The organism is Roseateles sp. (genome assembly GCF_036486225.1).
Taxonomy (GTDB): domain Bacteria; phylum Pseudomonadota; class Gammaproteobacteria; order Burkholderiales; family Burkholderiaceae_C; genus Roseateles.
Genome location: NZ_DASVNZ010000367.1, coordinates 1 through 16,693, shown reverse-complemented (window position 1 = coordinate 16,693; position 16,693 = coordinate 1). Strand labels below are relative to the sequence as shown.

Sequence of the window (16,693 nt, the reverse complement as noted above, 5' to 3'; positions counted from 1 at the left end):
GGAGCGAATGCCGAGCGTGAGGAGGCGATTGAGCGGAGCGGGGCACCGGTCGCGCCCGGCTTCGATCGCAGGCCGCCTGCGGCGCCCCGGGCAGGCTTTCGCGCTCCCTCAAATCGCAACCCGTGAAATCCTGGGGGGTCGGTTCGTGCCTCAATGCCCGGACGCGCCTCGCATTTGCGCGACACTCGACCGCAAACAATCTTGCGATTCAGGAGAGGGCATGCGGTCATGGGTCGATCGACGCTGAGCATCCAGACGCGGCTGGTCGCCGCGCTGAGCCTCAGCGCGACGGTGCTGGTGGGCTTGATCGGCCTGTACTGGGTCGATCGCCACGAGCACGAACTCAACGAGGCGCTGACCGAGCGCCAGCAGCGCATGGCGCAGCTGGTGGCGCGGGGCTTCGCGGAGCCGGTCTGGAACCTGGACAGCGCCGCGCTGTCGGAGCTGCTGGACGCCGTGATGGCGGATCCGGAGGTCCAGTCGATCTCCCTGGCCGCCCCGGGACTGGAAACGCTGCAACGCTCGCGCCAGACGCCGGCGGTGCGGCCCCTGACGCTGGAATTCGAACTCAGCCACCGCGCCGGGGCGCAAGGCCCGGCGGGCGCGCTGGGCCGGGCGACGCTGGTCTACACCCGCAGCTACATCGACCAGACGCTGGGCGAGACGCGCCGGCTGGTGGCCAGCCTGCTGGCGACGGTGCTGCTGGCGATCGCGCTGACCAGCTACGTGCTGGTGCGGCGCCTGGTGGAGCGTCCGGTCTCGCGCCTGCGCGGCCTCGCGCAGCGCGTCGCCAGCGGTGAACTCGGCGCCCACATCGAGCCCGAACATGCCGACGAGATCGGCGACCTGACCGAGCAGCTCAACGCGATGAGCGGCAAGCTGCGCGACTTCGCCGAAGGTCTGCGCAGCAGCGAGCAGCGCTACCGCAGCCTGTTCGAGAACGCGGCCGAGGGCATCTTCCAGGCCGACGGCCACGGCCGGCTGCTGCGCGTGAACAAGGCGCTGGCGCAGATGCTGGGCCTGGGCCATCCGGAGGACGCGCAAGGCGTGACCCTGCGGCGCATGGTGCGCATCGAGCGCGACGAGTACCGCCGCCTGGCGCGCGCGCTGGAGCGGCATCGCCTGCTGCAGCAGGTGCCGCTGCTGGTGACGACGCGCGACGGTCGCGATCTGTGGGTCGAATTGAGCCTGCACCTGGTGCTCGACGGCGCGCCGCGCATCGAGGGCCTGGTCAGCGACATCACGCTGCGCCGGCTGGCGGAGCAGGAACTGACGCAGCATCGCGACCACCTCGAGGAGCTCGTGACCGAGCGCACCGTCGAGCTGTCCCAGGCCAAGCAGCGGGCGGAAGCCGCGAACCAGGCCAAGAGCCGCTTCCTGGCCACGATGAGCCACGAGTTCCGCACGCCGCTGAACGCGATCCTGGGCTTCGCGCAGCTGCTGCAGATGGACAGCGCCCTCAACGCGGCCCAGCAGCACCGCATCCGACTGATGCGCGAATCGGGCGAGCACCTGCTGGTGCTGATCACCGATCTGCTGGACGTCGCCAGCATCGAGGCCGGCAAGCTGACGCTGCAGCTCAGCCCGCTCGACCTGCGGGCGCTGCTGGAGATCTGCAGCGAATCGATGCGGCCGCGCGCGGCCGAAAAGGGCCTGGCCTTCGCCGTGCAGCTGGACCCGCAGCTGCCCTCGCGCGTGCGGGCCGACGGCCAGCGGCTGCGGCAGGTGCTGCTGAACCTGCTCTCCAACGCGGTGAAGTTCACCGACCACGGCCGCATCGGACTCGCCGTCGACGTGGTGGCGCAGGGGCCCAGCAGCCTGGTGCTGCGCTTCACCGTGTCGGACACCGGCATCGGCATGGCGCCGGACCAGATGGAGCGGCTGTTCCAGCCCTTCGAGCAGGTCGCCGACCAGTCGCGCCGCACCGGCGGCACCGGGCTCGGCCTGGCGATCAGCCAGCAGCTCGTGCGACTCATGGGCGGCGAGATCACGGTCGAGACTTCGCCCGATGAAGGCAGCCGGTTCAGCTTCGCGCTCGAACTGCCGCTGGCGTCCTGAAGCGACGCTCAGACTTCGCTTCGCCAAGCGCGGGCTCTCCACGGGGCATGGGGCCTCGCGTCCGCGAACCCCAAGCCCCATTCCGGCCCCAGCGGCGATCGTTGACTTCACGTTGGACGGAGGCTGCTGTGCGGGCGGCGCGCGGGCATGACGCGCCGGGCGGCATACTCCTTCGCCATGACTGCCGTCCTGTTCTACAAGCTGCTGGCGATCTTCATCGCCGCGGGCATGGGCTGGTTCGTCGGGCACATGCGCTGGCTGGGCAAGGCCGGCGGCGAGAACGACCCGGCCCGCATCCTCTCGAACATCGCGTTCTATCTCTTCGTCCCCGCGCTGATGTTCCGCACGACCGCGCGTGTGGAGATCTCGGAACTGCCCTGGCTCACCGTGGCCGCGTTCTTCGCGCCGGTGGTGCTGATGCTGGTCGCCGTCTATCTCTACGAGCGCAAGCGCCATCCCGACAACCCCGCCGCGCCCGCCGTGCGCAGCATCACCGCGAGCTTCGGCAACACGCTGCAGGTCGGCGTGCCGCTGGTGGCCGGTGTGTTCGGCGAGAGCGGCCTCGCCGTCCACATCACCGTGGTCAGCCTGCATGCGCTGACGCTGCTGACCATCGCCACCGTGCTCGTCGAGATGGACCTCGCCCGCCACACGAGCGGCGGCGCGAGCCTGAAGCGCACCATCCTCACGACGATGCGCAACACCGTCATCCACCCGGTGGTGCTGCCGGTGCTCTGCGGCTTCGCCTGGCACGCCACCGGCATCCCGCTGCCCGCCGTGCTCGACGAGGTGCTGCAGATGCTGGGCAGCGCGGTGGTGCCGCTGTGCCTGGTGCTGATCGGGATGTCGCTGTCCTACTACGGCATGCCGCGCGGCGCGATGCGCACGCTGCTCGGCCTGGCCGCGCTCAAGCTGCTGGTGCTGCCCGCGCTGGTGCTGGGCATCGCGCACTGGGGCTTCGGGCTGTCGGGCATGCCGCTCGCCGTCATCGTCATGATGGCCGCGCTGCCGCCGGGCTCCAACGCGATGATGTTCGCGCAACGCTACCGGACGCTGGAGGCCGAAGCCTCCGGCGCCATCGTGCTGGGCACGCTGCTGTTCGCGGCGACGGCGCCGATCTGGCTCGCGATTCCGGCGTGGCTATAGAGAATCAGCCCCGTCATTCTCGGCAGCGTTTAGCACGAATCGATGCACCCGCGCGCCATCGACACAAGCATGCTTTCGGCCTCCACATGACGAGGGCAGAATGCTTCCTTCCCCATCGAAAGAGGCCCTCGGCCATGTCAGTCCAAGATCTGCAGAGCCAACTCAACACGGCACGCCGCCAAGTCGTCACCGATGGGTACGACATGTCTCTCGGAGAGATCGCCAGCCTGTACAGGAACAAAGAACTGGTCATTGATCCGAACTACCAGCGCCTGTTCCGGTGGGAGGAGTCACAGAAGACCCGGTTCATTGAATCCATTCTTCTCGGCATTCCCGTGCCTCCGGTTTTCGTCTTTCAGCGTGAGAACGGAGTGTGGGAACTGATCGACGGGCTACAACGAATCTCGACGGTCCTTCAATTGACTGGTGACCTACTTACGCCTGAGGGAGCACCATACGAACGCTTGGTTCTCGGAGGAACGAACCTCCTGCCAGCGCTAGCGGGAATGAAGTGGGAAGGTGCAGATGGCACCGAGGACGACGAAGCTTTCAACGTCGCACTGCAGCTCGAGATCAAGCGTGCACGCATGCGCGTGGAGATCCTCCGCAAAGAGAGCGATCAAGACACCAAGTTCGAACTCTTCCAAAGACTCAACACGGGAGGCTCCAAGCTCAGTGAACAGGAGGTGCGAAACAGCGTCCTCGTGATGATCAATCCGGAATTTTTCGCGTGGATGGCTCGACTCACCGAGATTGAGAGCTTTCGAGAAACCGTGCAGCTCACCGACTCTCAGAGGCGGCAGCAGCAACATGTCGAGATGGCGTTGCGCTTCATTGCTTATCGTCGCCACCCCTACGCTCGAGGCTTGGATGTGAACGAGTACCTCGACGATGCTGCTCGCAAGCTCGCCCATTTGACTGCGGCAGAGATGGAGGAGGAACGCGACCTTTTCCGCTGGGTCTTCGACACGCTCCGATCTGCGGAAGGACCCGATGTGTTCAAGCGTTGGGACGGTGAGCGCCACACGGGAAAGTTCTTGATATCCGGGTTCGATGCCATCGCATTCGGCGTGGCTCTAAACCGGAGGGCTATTGAAGATATGGAGCCCGAAGCACGAGAGGCTTGGTTGACGCAGCGAGTTCGTTCACTCTGGAGCGAGCCCCGCTACGTCAACAACTCGGGCATGGGCGTTCGAGGCACAACGCGTCTGACGCACCTGCTCCCGTTCGGTCGCGATCACTTCTCCGGATGATCCGCACACCATGAAGATCCGATCAGCGGACCAACTTTTAGTCCATCTGGACGGCGAAATGGCTTGGCGCCTGAAAGAGGTTCATGAGCTTCGGTCGTCCGTCATTTCCGCGAAGGGCAAGAATGTTGATGTTCATGTGCGCGCAGGGGTAGCAATGCTGTATGCGCATTGGGAAGGATTCGTGAAAGGGGCTGCGAACGCTTACATCGCCTACCTAGCGCACCGAGCGGATAAGAATCGTGATTTGCAGGATTGCTTCGTTGCATTGGGCATGAGGACCACGCTTTCTCAGATGGGAGCGTCCAACAAAGCCAACGCAGCTGTTGCGGCAGTCACGTTCCTACGAGACGAGCAAGATCAAGGCGTGCGCCTTTCCAAGGCCGCCATCAGCTCAGATTCCAACCTCAACTCGGAGGTTTTCAAGAACATTGCCGACTGGCTAGGCATCGATTGCAGCCAGTATTCAACGCGCTTTCCGCTTCTAGACGAGACACTGCTAGCGACTCGAAACGGAATCGCTCATGGAGAGTACCTTCAGATCGATGCTCAGCGCTTCCACACGCTCGTCGACGAGATCCTGGAAATGCTCCGTTGGTTCAAGACCGACATAGAGAACGCGGTCGCGCAGAAGACTTTCTTAAAGGTACCTTCCGGAGCGCCGCTCGTGGCCGGACCAATCAATACACCGGGCGCATCGGTAGCGCTTTAGCGAACCGAAGAACCACGTTATGAATCGGAGTTTGTCTCCTCGCTTTGAATCCCACTCCTTCGTCCGCGGCGACGAAGTCGCGCCGGAGATCCTCCACGCCGCGTTCACCGGCGCGTTCGCCGACTACCTGATCGGCCCGTTCCAGATCCCGTTCGCGCAGTGGCCGATGTTCCTGGCGCGGCAGGGCGTCGATCTGCCGTTGTCACGCGTGGCGCTCGACGCGACCGGAGAGCCGCTGGCGTTCGCCTTCGTCGCGCAACGACCCGTGTCGAATCACTGGCGCCTCGCGACCATGGGGGCCCTGCCCGCCGCGCGCGGCACCGGCGCAGCGCCCGCATTGCTCGATGACGTCATCGCCCGCGCCGCCGCGGCCGGGCTGCGGGCCGTGGAGCTCGAGGTCTTCGCGCAGAACGAGCGCGCCCGCCGCCTGTATGAGGGACGCGGCTTCCGCAAGCAGCACGACCTGTTCGGCTACGTGGCCGAGCCCGGCACGATCGCGCCTTCGACCGGCGGCTCGCTCCACGCGATCGACATGCCGCATCTGCTGGGCTGGCTCGAAGCCGCCGAGCACCGAATCCCCGACCTGCCGCTGCAGGTGACCGCCGCCACGATCCGGCATGGCATCGACTATCACGGCTGGCAGACCGCGGACAGCCAGATCGTCTTCAGCCTCCCCGACGAGACCGTGATGGTCCACAGCTTCATCGCGCCGCGCGAGGCCGACGCCCGCGCGCTGATCCAGGCCCTCGCCGCCGTGTACCCGGAGCGCCGCCTGCGCGTGCCGCAGTTGCAGCGCGAGGACCTCGGCGGTGCCACACTGCGCGCGCTCGGCGCCGTGCCTCAGCCGCTGCACCAGCAGTTGATGCTGCGCCCGCTTTGACCGGTCGCCACTCCGACAACGCGCCCTGTTGACGGGGCCTTGACGTGGCACCGGCTGGCCGATCGGTTCCAACTCGTCCAAGTTTGATATTCCGGAGTTCCGGCACTTGTGAGGGACGCCCGCTTTGGTTAGCGTGCCCCGCACCAACATAGAAGGGAAGCGTCCCACCATGCGATTCATGCCCGCGGCACCCGCCGCCATCACCCTGGCCGTCCTGACCGCCCTCGGCGGCACCGCCGTCACCTCCGCGGCCCTGGCCGCGCCGGCCGCAGCCGGCACCAGCGCCGTCACCACCGTCGGCGGCACGCTCAACGTGAAGCTGGAGAAGGTGAAGCTGGCCAACGGCTTCGAGGTGATCCTGGTCGAGGACCACCGCCTGCCGCTGGTGGCCTTCAACCTGTGGGTGCACGCCGGCCCGCGCAACGAGGCCCCGGGACAGACCGGCTTCGCGCATCTGTTCGAACACCTGATGTTCGCCGGCACCCGCCACATCCCGCGCGGCTCGGCCGACAAGATCATCGACGCCGCCGGCGGCACCGACTCCAACGGCTCGACCGACTTCGACCGCACGAACTACTTCTTCACGCTGCCGTCCAACCAGCTCGAACTGGGCCTGTGGCTGAAGTCGGACATGCTGGGCTACATGATCGACGAGGTCGATTCGGTCTCGCTGGCCAACCAGCAGGACGTCGTGCGCAACGAGCGCCGCCAGTCCGTCGAGAACCGCCCCTACGGCATCGTCGAGGAAGCGCTCTACCAGGCGCTGTTCCCCGAAGGCCACCCGTACCGCGCCACGGTGATCGGCTCGCACGCCGACATCCAGTCGATCAAGCTGAACGACGTCAAGGCCTTCGCCCGCAGCTATTACCGCCCGAACAACGCCACCCTGGTGCTGGCCGGCGACTTCGATCCCGCGCAGGCCAAGCAGCTCGTCCAGAAGTACTTCGGCCCGTTGAAGGCCGGTGATCCGGTGCCGCCGGTCAACGTGCCGCAGCCGAAGCTGACCGAGGAGAAGCGCGTCGAGGTCACCGACCGCATCGAGCTCCCGCGCCTGGACATCGCCTGGCACACCCCCGCCGTGTTCCAGCCCGGCGACGCCGAGCTGGATCTGGCCTCGCACGTGCTGGGCGGCGGCAAGTCCAGCCGCCTCTACAAGACGCTGGTCTACGACAAGCAGCTGGCGCAGTCGGTGCAGGTGCAGCAGTACTCGCTGTCGCTGGGCTCGGTGTTCTCGGTCGAGGTGATCGCGCGTCCCGGCAAGTCGCTGGACGAGATCCAGAAGATCGTCGACGACGCCGTCGCCGAGCTGTCCGTCAATCCGCCCACGCCCGAGGAGATGGCCCGCGCCCGCGCTGCCATCGAGACCGGCACGCTGGCGCGCCTGGAGAAGGTCCAGGCCCTGGCCGACCAGATCAACTACTACAACCAGCAGGCCGGCGATCCGAACTACATCGGCAAGGACCTGGCGCGCTATCAGTCGATCACGCCGGAGAAGATCCGCGACGTGGTCGCGCAGCAGCTGAAGAAGAACGCCCGCGTCGTCGTGCTGGCGACGCCGGGCGAGCAGAAGCTGGCGGCTGAAGTCGCGACCCCGCCGATGCCCGAGAAGGCCGCCAAGGGCGAGCGCGAGTCGATGAACCCCGATGTCGCCTGGCGCAAGACGCAGCCCAAGGGTGGCAAGGCCAAGGCCTCGGTGCTGCCGGAAGGCAAGCGGCTGACGCTGGCCAACGGGCTGACGCTGATCCACGTCCCGAACCCCGGCCTGCCGCTGGTGAGCGCGACGCTGGTCGTGCGCGCCGGCCAGACCGCGAATCCGGCGGATCGTCCGGGCCTGTCGAGCTTCACCGCCAGCATCCTGCAGCAGGGCACGCAGACGCGTACCGCGCAGCAGATCGCCGACGAGGCCGCCGCGCTGGGCGCGTCCATCACCAGCGGCGCAGGCCGCGACGAGGCCCGCATCGAAGCCAGCAGCCTGAAGCGCAACTTCGCGCAGACGCTGGCGCTGATGGCGGACGTGACGCTGCATCCGGCCTTCGACGCCGCCGAGATCGCGCGTCTGCAGAACCAGCGCCTGGCCGCGCTGCAGCAGCAGCGCGAGCAGGCGCCGGCCGTGGCGTCGGTCGTCGCCAACCGCGTGATCTACGGCGAAGGCCACCCGCTGGCCAAGGCCGCCATCGGCGACGAGGCCTCGATCAAGGCCACCGACGCCGCCGCGCTGCGCCAGTTCTGGTCCACGCACTACCGGCCCGACCAGGCCGCGCTGGTGGTCGCCGGCGACATCTCGGCCGACGAGCTGAAGTCCCTGGCCGAGCGCCTGTTCGGCGGATGGGAGCGTCCGAAGACGGCGGCCGCGGCCGTCAACGCCGCCGCGCCGCAGCCGGTCGCCGCGAGCGTGATCCTGGTCGACAAGCCGAATGCGCCGCAGACGGCGCTGAGCGTGGTCGCGCCCGGACCGAAGTCCGGCACGCCGGACGCCGAGGACATCAAGGTCATGAACGCCGCGATGGGCGGACTCTTCACGTCGCGCATCAACACGCAGCTGCGCGAGGTCAAGGGCTACACCTACGGCATCTACTCGGCCTACACGATGAACCGCGACAGCGGGCTGTTCGGCATCCGCGGCAGCGTGCGTACCGACGTCACCGGCCCGGCGCTGACCGACATGTTCAAGGAGATCGAGGGCATGCGCGCCAAGCCGATGGGCGCCGACGAGCTGAACCGCGTGCGCAACGCGCAGCTGCTGGCGCTGCCGGGGCTGTTCGACACCAACCGCGTCGTGGCCTCGAGCTACGCCAGCGAATGGGCGGTCGGTGCGCCGGCGGACAGCATCACCTCGCTGCCGCGCAAGTACGGCGCGGTGAACGCGAGCAGCGCCTACAAGGCGACCAGGACCTACGTCGATCCGGCCGCGCTGATCGTCGTGGCCGTCGGCGACAAGGCGAAGGTGCTGCCGCAGCTGGAAGCCCTCGGTCGCAAGCCGCTGGAGATCCGCGATCCGCAGGGCGCGCCGGTCGACGTGACTGCGCCGTCGATGCCGGCTTCGGCTGCGAAGCCGTGAAGACGTGAGGGCCCGACGGAGCGGTACCACCGCCGCTGGCCCTCACCCCTGCCCTCTCCCGCAAGCGGGAGAGGGAGAGGGAGAGGGAGTCTGGCACCTGACGACAATGCAGAACGGACGCCTCGGCGTCCGTTTTTCATGGCGCCGACGGGTGGATCAGCGCGTCAGCGGCAGCGCGGCGCCCATCATCGCGAACAGGGTGCCGCAGACGCGGTTGAAGCCGCGACCCGAGCGCTCCAGCCACGGCCGCACGCGGTGGGCCAGGCTCGCGATCACGAATTCGACGACGGCCTCGGTGATGACGAAGGTCGCCGCCAGCCACACGAACTGCACCAGCAGATCGCGCTGCGGGTCGATGAACTGCGGCAGGAAGGCGCCGTAGAACAACAGGACCTTGGGATTCGACACCGCCGAGAGCAGCCCCTGGCGGAACAGCACCCGGCCACGGCCCTGCGCTGCGGAGGCCCCTTCCGCCGGCTTCAGCTGGATGGACGGCGAGCGCCACAGCTGGATGCCCAGCCAGATCAGGTAGGCGCCGCCGGCGACCTTCAGCACCAGCAGCGCGCTGGCGGTGGTCTGCAGCAGCGCGCCGATGCCCAGCATCGACAGGCCGATCAGCGCGGCGAAGCCGGTCGCGCCGCCCGCGATCGTCCACAGGGTCCGACGGCTGCCGTGCGCCGCGCCGTGTGCGAGGACGAGCAGGCTGTTCGGGCCGGGCGTCAGGGACAGGCCGATCACGGCCAGGAAATAGAGGGTCCAGGTGTGCAGTGCCATGCCGACGATTGTGCGCCAGCTCGGGATCACGACGGGATCACGACGGCGTCAGATGATCGAGGGCCTGCTCGACACGGCCGCGCTCGTGCGTGCCGAGCCCGCGCGCGGTCTGCCGATAGCGGGCGATGAGCTCGGGATCGACCGGCATCCGCTCGGCCAGCGCGACCAGCACCTGCGCGCGCTCGAAGTCACCGTCGAGTCCGTCCATCGCGCCGAGCACGTTCAAGGCCACCGCGCGGTCGACCCGGTCCTGCTGCTCGATCAGCGTCACGATCGCCGAGCGCTTCTCGAAGTCGCCGCCGATCTCCTTCACCGCCTGCTGCCAGGCGCTGAGCACCGCGTCGTCACGCGCCAGTTGCGGCGTGAGCGCCTCCAGCACCTGGCGGCGCTCGAAGTCGCCGTCGACCTGGTGGACGGCGGCCAGCACCTCGCGCTGCAGCGCCGGCGACAGGGTCCGGTGCTCGACGATCGCCTGCAGCGCGGAACGGCGCTGGAAGCCGTCGGCCAGCCGGCCGGCGATGGCGATCAGCCGCGACAGCGTCGCATCGTCCTGCGGGCCCGTCGCCAGCAGCGCGTCGAGGCGGCTCTTGCGGACGAAGGGATCGGACGGCTTCTCGATGTCGGCCAGCACCGCGGCCACGCCGCCGCGCGCCTGCAGCCGGCGGGTCCGCGCATCGCTGCCCTGCGTCGATTCGGCGAGCAGCGCGATCTGCCCGCTCAGCCATTCCTTTCCGGTGTCGTCGAGCGCATGCGCGTCGTCGTCTATCCAGTAGCGGCGCACAGTGCCGCCCTTGCCGTCGCTGACGATCTCGGCGCGGCGCGTCACGCCGTGCAGGGTCTCGGAAATCTCCAGCTTGCGGTCCAGCGACACGATGTCGGTTTCCTCCGCATTGAAGACGATGTCGCCGTCGAAACGGGCGCGCCGGTCGTGGTCGTCGGTGATGCTGACGATGCGCGTGACCTTGCCGGTGCCGAGCACGGACGACACGGCGCCGCCGACGCTGCCCAGGTCGAAGTTGATCGTCGGTGCCTTGCCGATGACCAGCATGGGCACCGCCAGGGCGAGCGCGCACAGGCCGGACGCCAGCGCCAGGCGGCCGAGCCGGCGACGGACAGGGGTGGATTCGGACATCGGGGACTCCTCCAGCAGCGCATGCAGGCGCGTCATCAGCGGGGAACGGGTGGCGGCCATCGCGCTGGCCAGCACCGGCATGGGACGCGACGCGCGGGTCGTCGGGGCACTGTCGCGCGCGCAGACGTAGAGGCTTTCGGCCAGCGGCATCGCGCCGGCCTCGACGGCCGCCCAGCGGTCGCAGGCGAGTTCCGCCAGCAGATCCAGCCGACGCATCGCGAGCCGGTTCATCGGCTGCAGCCAGCCGAGCTGCGAGACCAGCCTCGCCGCCAGGCGCCAGGCCAGATCGCGGCGGCGCAGGTGCGCGATCTCATGGGCCAGCACGGCCACGCGCTGCTGGCCTTCCAGCCGGCGCATCAGCGCGTCGGGCAGGCAGATCTGCCCGCCGGGCGCGACCAGCGGACTCGCCCAGGTCGCACTGACACGCAGCGTCGGCACCGGCACGCCGGCCTGGTGGGCCAGTTCCGCGGCGGCCTGCTGGAGCTCGTGGTCCTGGCTCTGTGGCAGCGCGCGCACCTGGCGGCGCAGCGCAAGCCAGCGGACCAGGGTGAGGCTCAGGCCCAGCAGCGCGACGAGCGGCCAGGCGAGCAGCAACGCCGCGAGCAGGCCCTGCAGCACCGCGCGGCGCGATACCCGGGCCTCGTCCTCGAGGATCACGGGGCGATCCGGGATCGAAGTGATCGCGCGTGGGTGATCGACGTCGGCGGGCGTCACATCGGCGGACATCCCAGCGGCGAGCAGGGCCGGCGGGGGCACGGCGTCGTTCGCCGGTGCGGCAAGGACGGCGCCGGACGTCGACATCCATTCGTCCGGGAGCGCCACCCGCGTGACCTGCGTGAGCGGCTGCACGCTCGCCGTCAGCACGGCGCCGAAGAAGGCCGCGCGCCAGAAGGCCTCGCGCCACGCGGGGTGCTTCAGCCAGCCGGCGCGTTCCAGCGCCCAGACCCCACCGAGCAGCACCGTGCTGTGCAGCAGGTAGTTCAACAGCCAGCCGGCGAGGGCTTCAATCATGGCGGCCTCCCTTGCTCTTCAGCAGCGCGCGCATCCTGGCGAGGTCGTCGTCGCCGAGTCCGCCCTCCTCGACCAGATGGCTCAGCAGCGCCTCGGGCCGGCCGCCGAAGAGCGTGCTCAGCAGCCCCGACACCATCGAGCGCTGCACCTCCGGCTCGCTGACCGCGGCGCGGTAGACCAGCGCACGGCCGTCGCGCTCGCTGGCGATCAGGCCGCGCTTCTCCAGCCGCGTCAGCAGCGTCGCCACCGTCGTGTGCGCGAGCGGGCGCTGCTGGTCGCGCAGCGCTTCCGCGACCTCGGCGGTGCTGGCCTGTCCGCGCGTCCACAGCACGCGCATCAGCGCCAGCTGCAGCTCGCTGAGCGTCACGTCGCCCTTGCCGTCGTCGTTGATCGACTCGTCCATGATCAGATTCCGTATTTCTACACCTGTCGTACTACGACTGTAGAAGATCCGATATGAACGCCGCAAGTGCCGGGTTCTCGGGACAAACCCTCGCCGAAACCACCCACCAGGCGATGTGCCAGGACGTGGGTGACAGGGGTGTGCCAGGACATGGGTAACACCTGTGCCGGGACATGGGTGACACCACGAAGGCTGTCCTTGCGGCTTTCGATGGCCCCGGCGAGGCGGCAGTGTCAGGGCATCGGTCAGAATCGAAGACTTATGACCGACCTCAGCGCCTACATGACCGGCGTCGGCGAGGCGGCCCGCGCGGCCGCGACGCTGATGGCCGCCGCTCCGACCGCCGCCCGGAACCTCGCCTTGACGGCCCTGGCCCGCCGCCTGCGCGAGGCCGGCCCGGCGCTTGCGACCGAGAACGAACGCGACCTCGCCGCCGCGACGGCCTCCGGCCTGGACGCCCCGATGGTCGACCGCCTGCGACTGACCGCGAAGGTACTGGCCACCGTCGCCGAAGGCTGCGACCAGATCGCCGCCATGCCCGACCCCATCGGCGAGATCACTGGCATGAAGCGCCGCCCGACCGGCATCAGCGTCGGCCAGATGCGCGTGCCGCTGGGCGTGTTCGGCATGATCTACGAGAGCCGCCCCAACGTGACCATCGAGGCCGCCTCGCTGGCGATCAAGAGCGGCAACGCCTGCATCCTGCGCGGCGGTTCCGAGGCGCTGCACAGCAACCTGGCACTCGCGGCGCTGGTGGCGGACAGCCTCGAGGAAGCCGGCCTGCCGCGCGACGCGGTGCAGCTGATCAACACGATCGACCGCGCCGCGGTGGGCCTGCTGATCGCGATGCCCGCCTACGTCGACGTCATCATCCCGCGCGGCGGCAAGGGCCTGATCGAGCGCATCAGCCGCGAGGCGCGCGTGCCGGTGATCAAGCACCTGGACGGGAACTGCCACAGCTACGTCGACGCCGAGGTCGACCTGGACCTGGCGGTGACCGTCGTCGACAACGCGAAGACGCAGAAGTACAGCCCCTGCAACGCGACCGAGTCGCTGCTGGTCCATGCCAAACAGGCGGCGGACTTCCTGCCCCGCATCGGCATGGTGTTCGCCGCCAAGGGCGTGGAGATGCGCGGCTGCGAGCGCACGCTGGCGCTGCTGGAAGCCGTGCCGCGCGACCTCCTCAAACCCGCGACGCCCGAGGACTGGGACACCGAGTACCTCGCGCCCATCATCAGCATCAAGGTGGTGGACTCGCTCGACGAGGCCATCGCGCACGTCAACCGGCATGGCTCGCACCACACCGACGCGATCCTGACGACCAACCACGTCAGCGCGATGCGCTTCCTGCGCGAGGTCGATTCGGCCAGCGTGATGGTCAACGCCAGCACACGCTTCGCCGACGGTTTCGAGTACGGCCTGGGCGCCGAGATCGGCATCTCCACCGACAAGTTCCACGCCCGCGGCCCGGTGGGCCTGGAGGGACTGACGTCGATGAAGTGGGTGGTGCTCGGCCAGGGCGAGATCAGGAACTGATCCCGCCCGGGCCTTCAGCCTTCAGGGCATGCCCGAAACCGCGGCGTCCTTCGGCACGCTGATCTTGTAGACCGCCTGGAAGCGCTGCGTCTGGTTCGGCGCGAGCGGCAGCTCCCACATCTGGATGCCGGGCTGATCGCGCCAGCCGGCCTTGGTCACCGGCGGCGTGAACTGCGCCTGCACGCGGATGTCCTCGTGCTCCGGCACGGGCGCAGCCTCCAGGACCTGGAGCGTCACCGGACGGCCGCGGAGGTTCTCGACCTGCCACTGCCGCGTCACCGCGACCTCGCGACGCGATCCGATGAAACCGCTGTTCGCGCCGTCGCGCTTGTCCGGCTCGACGCGCACGCGCAGACGCTCATCGGTGCCGAAAGGCAGCGTCCAGGTCGTGTCGGTGCCGAACTGCAGCGTGGTCTCGCCGATCATCGCGTTGTCGCGGAAGAGCTGCACCGGTCCGGCCGGCCATGAACCCTGCGGACGCGGCAGCTCGGCGATCAGGTAGGCGGCCTCCGCGGACTTCGGCTGCACGCGGGCGAGCAGACGCGGTTCGGCCGCGATGCGGCCCAGCGTGACCGTCGACATCGCGCCGTCCGCGCGCAGCGTGACGCGCTGCGGCAGCTCGTATTCGGCGCCGAACTCGCCCTCGAAAACACTCGGATCGAAGCGCGCCAGCGGCGCAACGGCCGATCCGGTGATCTGGACGGTCGACAGGTCCGCCACAGGCGCCGGTGCCGGCATCACCTTCGGCGCCCTCATGACCCGCGACTGGGAGACGCGCTCCGCCATCTCCGCGAACCGCTCCTGCGCCATGGCCAGCGTCCAGGGCTCGATCGGCGCGGCCGCCACGGTCTGGCGCGGCGGCACCGTCGAGAGTTTCAGCTTCACGTCGACCCAGTCCTCGCCGCTGGTCTGCGCAATCTGCGCCAGCCGTTCGATGGACAGTGCGCTGCTCGCGGTGTCCAGCCGCGCGCGGTACTGCGGTTGCCAGCCGGCGCCCGGCACGCGGTAGGACAGGCCGAGTTCAGCGCCCTGCGCCGTCGACAGCCGCAAGGTCACGACCGACACCGTCGGCGAGGCGGTCGGCGCCTCGGCCTTCGCGGCCGTCAGGTCGTTGGCGAGTTCGCCCAGGCGCTCCTTCAGCGCCTGCTTCTTCACGGTGAGGTCCTGCGCATTGCGGCGCAGCGTGTCGAGGCTCGCCGCCAGCGCCGCGCCCGGACGGGCCTCGCGGTCCGACAAGCCCTTCAGGTAGCCGAGCGCAAGGTCGATACCGGCGATCTCCGCCTCCACGGCGGTGCGTTGCTGCTCGACCTCGCGGATGCGTGGATCGCGCTGGCGGCATTCGGGCAGCGAGTCGCGGGCGACGCGTTCGATCTTGAGTTCGCCGAGATTGACCCCGGCCGGCGCCTGGACCTGCAGCGCATCGCGCTCCAGGCCGGCGGGCAGACAGGCGAAGCGCGCCTGGGTCGCGCCGGCCGCCACGCGCAGCGTGCGATCGACCTGCGCGCCGCCCGGATACAGCAGCACCTGGGCGATCGCGGACGGGTTCGACGACGCCCCCGCGGAAGGACCGGTCGCCGCGGCGGCCGGCGTCGTGAACGCGGCCAGTCCCGGGATGACGGCGGCGGCGATGGCGCTCACCATGAACACTCGTTGCATTGCTTTTCCTCCTTGAGGCGGACGACGCTATCACGGTGCTGGCACACTTCCGGCCTGCCGCTTTCCCCGACAACCGCGGGTCCTCCGCCCGCCATTTCTCCATGTCCGACGCCGCCACTGCTCCGATCCCCGCCGTCCACGCCTCGCGCCGCAAGGCGCTGGTGCTGTTCTCCGGCGGCCAGGATTCCACTGCCTGCCTGGCCTGGGCGCTGGAGCGCTTCGCCGAGGTGGAGACGCTGGGCTTCGACTACGGCCAGCGCCACCGCATCGAGCTCGACTGCCGCCAGACCGTGCGCGCGCAGATCGCCGCGCAGTTCCCGCAGTGGGCCGCCAAGCTCGGCGAGGACCACCTGCTCGACCTGAGCCTGCTCGGCCAGATCTCCGACACCGCGCTGACGCAGGAACGCGCGATCGAGCTGCAAGCCAACGGCCTGCCGAACACCTTCGTGCCCGGCCGCAACCTGCTGTTCCTGACCTTCGCCGCGACGCTGGCCTACCGCCGCGGCGCGTCGGTGCTGGTCGGCGGCATGTGCGAGACGGACTTCTCCGGCTACCCGGACTGCCGCGACAACACGCTCAAGGCGCTGCAGGTCGCGCTGAGCCTGGGGCTGGACACGCCGATGACGCTGGACACGCCGCTGATGTTCCTGACCAAGGCGCAGACCTGGGCGCTGACGGAGTCGCTGGGCGGCGAGGCCTTCAACGAGCTGATCATCGAGCACACCCACACCTGCTACCTCGGCGAGCGCAAGACCCGGCACGCCTGGGGCTGGGGCTGCGGCCACTGCCCGGCCTGCGAGCTGCGCGCCAAGGGCTGGAACGAGTTCCAACTCGCCAAGGCGGCCGGTCCGGCCGTGGCGCCCTGAATCCCGCGATCGCCGCCGACGCCATGAACGACGTGACCGGGTTCCATCTGAACTGGTGGCTGTGGGGCCTGGCCGCGGTGCTGGCGTTCTGGGGCATCGGCGCCTACAACCGCGTGATGCTGCTGCGCAATGAGATCGGCAAGGCCTATGCGCAGCTGGACGACGCGCTGACGCGCCGCTTCGCGCACGGCGACCTGCTGCTGGAACGGCT

Annotated in this window: 12 protein-coding genes and 1 pseudogene; 9 read left to right on the top strand and 4 right to left on the bottom strand. The window is 68.9% G+C overall.

The genetic code is table 11. The features are described from left to right. The first annotated feature begins 228 nt into the window (after positions 1 to 228). From VF536_RS24055 to VF536_RS24030, 6 genes are all read left to right on the top strand, one after another. Positions 229 to 2,058 carry an ATP-binding protein gene (locus VF536_RS24055; RefSeq protein ID WP_331617451.1) on the top strand — a complete coding sequence of 610 codons (1,830 nt, stop codon included), beginning with the start codon at positions 229 to 231 and terminating at the stop codon, positions 2,056 to 2,058. A 177-nt stretch (positions 2,059 to 2,235) separates the two neighbouring features. Then, positions 2,236 to 3,204: an AEC family transporter gene (locus VF536_RS24050; RefSeq protein WP_331617450.1), complete on the top strand. Its 969-nt coding sequence runs from the start codon at positions 2,236 to 2,238 to the stop codon at positions 3,202 to 3,204. A 134-nt stretch (positions 3,205 to 3,338) separates the two neighbouring features. After that, positions 3,339 to 4,457 carry a DUF262 domain-containing protein gene (locus tag VF536_RS24045; RefSeq protein ID WP_331617449.1) on the top strand — a complete coding sequence of 373 codons (1,119 nt, stop codon included), beginning with the start codon at positions 3,339 to 3,341 and terminating at the stop codon, positions 4,455 to 4,457. Positions 4,458 to 4,467: 10 nt separating this feature from the next. Continuing rightward, entirely contained in the window at positions 4,468 to 5,166 is a 699-nt protein-coding gene (locus VF536_RS24040) for an MAE_28990/MAE_18760 family HEPN-like nuclease (protein WP_331617448.1), read from the top strand. Between the two features lie 31 nt (positions 5,167 to 5,197). Further along, positions 5,198 to 6,046 (top strand): GNAT family N-acetyltransferase, encoded by an 849-nt coding sequence (locus VF536_RS24035; protein WP_331617447.1) that lies wholly within the window; start codon positions 5,198 to 5,200, stop codon positions 6,044 to 6,046. 169 nt (positions 6,047 to 6,215) lie between these two features. Continuing rightward, entirely contained in the window at positions 6,216 to 9,104 is a 2,889-nt protein-coding gene (locus VF536_RS24030) for a pitrilysin family protein (RefSeq protein ID WP_331617446.1), read from the top strand. A 156-nt stretch (positions 9,105 to 9,260) separates the two neighbouring features. Here the strand turns inward: VF536_RS24030 and VF536_RS24025 are convergent, their stop codons facing one another. The 3 genes from VF536_RS24025 to VF536_RS24015 are packed head-to-tail and all read right to left on the bottom strand — an operon-like array spanning position 9,261 to position 12,424. Next, entirely contained in the window at positions 9,261 to 9,878 is a 618-nt protein-coding gene (locus VF536_RS24025; RefSeq protein WP_331617445.1) for a LysE family translocator, read from the bottom strand. A 37-nt stretch (positions 9,879 to 9,915) separates the two neighbouring features. After that, a complete protein-coding gene (locus tag VF536_RS24020) occupies positions 9,916 to 12,021 on the bottom strand; it encodes a M56 family metallopeptidase (protein ID WP_331617443.1) in 2,106 nt (701 codons plus the stop codon). Next, positions 12,014 to 12,424, bottom strand: a complete 411-nt coding sequence (locus VF536_RS24015; protein WP_331617442.1) for a BlaI/MecI/CopY family transcriptional regulator — start codon at positions 12,422 to 12,424, stop codon at positions 12,014 to 12,016. The genes VF536_RS24020 and VF536_RS24015 overlap by 8 nt, the downstream gene beginning before the upstream one ends. 261 nt (positions 12,425 to 12,685) lie before the next feature. Here VF536_RS24015 and VF536_RS24010 point away from each other — a divergent pair, with 261 nt between their 5' ends. Continuing rightward, positions 12,686 to 13,960, top strand: a complete 1,275-nt coding sequence (locus tag VF536_RS24010; RefSeq protein WP_331617441.1) for a glutamate-5-semialdehyde dehydrogenase — start codon at positions 12,686 to 12,688, stop codon at positions 13,958 to 13,960. Positions 13,961 to 13,981: 21 nt separating this feature from the next. Here the strand turns inward: VF536_RS24010 and VF536_RS24005 are convergent, their stop codons facing one another. Further along, the gene (locus VF536_RS24005; RefSeq protein ID WP_331617439.1) at positions 13,982 to 15,616 is read right to left on the bottom strand and encodes a DUF4139 domain-containing protein; all 1,635 of its coding nucleotides are present in this window, start codon (positions 15,614 to 15,616) and stop codon (positions 13,982 to 13,984) included. 101 nt (positions 15,617 to 15,717) lie between these two features. On the opposite strand from VF536_RS24005, the gene queC reads away from it, so the two are divergent. Both queC and VF536_RS23995 read left to right on the top strand, forming a co-directional pair. Beyond that, complete coding sequence (queC, locus tag VF536_RS24000) at positions 15,718 to 16,482, top strand: 7-cyano-7-deazaguanine synthase QueC (protein ID WP_331617437.1); 765 nt, start codon at positions 15,718 to 15,720, stop codon at positions 16,480 to 16,482. Between the two features lie 23 nt (positions 16,483 to 16,505). Then, a pseudogene (locus VF536_RS23995) lies at positions 16,506 to 16,693 on the top strand (hypothetical protein); the annotation flags it as partial.

Bases quoted from the DNA above. Each gene is read 5' to 3' on its own strand.
- VF536_RS24055 (WP_331617451.1), top strand. From the start codon at position 229: ATGGGTCGATCGACGCTGAGCATCCAGACGCGGCTGGTCGCCGCGCTG.
- VF536_RS24050 (WP_331617450.1), top strand. From the start codon at position 2,236: ATGACTGCCGTCCTGTTCTACAAGCTGCTGGCGATCTTCATCGCCGCG.
- VF536_RS24045 (WP_331617449.1), top strand. From the start codon at position 3,339: ATGTCAGTCCAAGATCTGCAGAGCCAACTCAACACGGCACGCCGCCAA.
- VF536_RS24040 (WP_331617448.1), top strand. From the start codon at position 4,468: ATGAAGATCCGATCAGCGGACCAACTTTTAGTCCATCTGGACGGCGAA.
- VF536_RS24030 (WP_331617446.1), top strand. From the start codon at position 6,216: ATGCGATTCATGCCCGCGGCACCCGCCGCCATCACCCTGGCCGTCCTG.
- VF536_RS24025 (WP_331617445.1), bottom strand. From the start codon at position 9,878: ATGGCACTGCACACCTGGACCCTCTATTTCCTGGCCGTGATCGGCCTG.
- VF536_RS24020 (WP_331617443.1), bottom strand. From the start codon at position 12,021: ATGATTGAAGCCCTCGCCGGCTGGCTGTTGAACTACCTGCTGCACAGC.
- VF536_RS24015 (WP_331617442.1), bottom strand. From the start codon at position 12,424: ATGGACGAGTCGATCAACGACGACGGCAAGGGCGACGTGACGCTCAGC.
- VF536_RS24010 (WP_331617441.1), top strand. From the start codon at position 12,686: ATGACCGACCTCAGCGCCTACATGACCGGCGTCGGCGAGGCGGCCCGC.
- VF536_RS24005 (WP_331617439.1), bottom strand. From the start codon at position 15,616: ATGCAACGAGTGTTCATGGTGAGCGCCATCGCCGCCGCCGTCATCCCG.
- queC (WP_331617437.1), top strand. From the start codon at position 15,718: ATGTCCGACGCCGCCACTGCTCCGATCCCCGCCGTCCACGCCTCGCGC.